Origin of the sequence: Sphingobacterium sp. IITKGP-BTPF85, assembly GCF_001006065.1 — a bacterium.
GTDB lineage: Bacteria > Bacteroidota > Bacteroidia > Sphingobacteriales > Sphingobacteriaceae > Sphingobacterium > Sphingobacterium anhuiense.
On sequence record NZ_ASZT02000317.1, the window covers coordinates 1 to 1,045 of the forward strand.

Genomic DNA, 1,045 nt, shown 5'->3' on the forward strand with positions numbered 1-1,045 from the left:
AATTAAAAATTTAAAATTCTTATTTTGAGGTATCTTAATTAGAGAAATCATTAAATTAAATAGTGGACTTGCAAATAAAATCAGCAGTATGAGTTAAGCAGTTTTTTTAAGATTTTGTTTTCTGCTGTTAAATTGCTCGATAGTAAGATTTCCTAGTTTAGAATGGCGACGCTCTCTATTGTACCAAATTTCAATATATTCGAATAAGTCAGTCTTCATTTGTTCCTTGGACACCAATTTGTTGCCATATATTTGTTCCGATTTCAATGTTTTAAAAAAGCTTTCTGCAACTGCATTGTCCCAACAATTACCTTTTCTACTCATACTTCGGGTTATGATTTTATAAGAATCTAATATCTTGCTGAATTTTTCGCATGCATATTGTGTCCCTCTATCCGAATGAAAAATCAGACCAGCAGACAATTTTCGATTCTTGATCGCCATTTTCCAAGCTGCCAGGGAAGTCTCTTGAGTACTCATTGTATCACTGATGCTCCATCCGATACATTTACGGTCATACAAATCAAGAATAGTGGTTAGATAAAGAAACCCTTCTTTGGTGTGGATGTAAGTGATGTCCGATACCCAAAACTTTGATGGTTCCGAAGCTGTGAATTCGCGATTTAATACGTTGTCCATTATTTTATGCGAATGTTTTGAATCTGTTGTAACCTTAAACTTTTTACCTATTTTACTGCGCAGGCCCATATTTCTCATATACTTAGCAACTGTAATTCTAGAAATCTTAACTCCATCATCCAGTAACTCAGCAGCTATTCTAGGACTTCCATACCGCTGTTTGTTCTTAAAGTAAATGATTATTATCCTATTTTCAAGAATCTCAACTTTAGAATCATTAGGCTGTTTAGAGCCAATTTTCCAAGCATAGTAGCTTCTGGAACCAACTCCCATAACCTTACACATCTTTTCAATCGGATATATTCGTTGATTACTATTTATGAACTTATATATTATTGATCGCTCTTGGAAAGATTGCCTAGTGGCCTTTTTAATATCTCAAGTTCAAGTTCTGAATCTTCAATGT

The 1,045-nt window shown here is 33.8% G+C and carries 1 protein-coding gene; it reads right to left on the bottom strand.

Going from position 1 to position 1,045, the window contains the following annotated elements:
• Positions 1 to 93 precede the first annotated feature (93 nt).
• Positions 94 to 1,014: an IS3 family transposase gene (locus L950_RS25405; RefSeq protein ID WP_156169878.1), complete on the bottom strand. Its 921-nt coding sequence runs from the start codon at positions 1,012 to 1,014 to the stop codon at positions 94 to 96.
• Positions 1,015 to 1,045 lie beyond the last annotated feature (31 nt).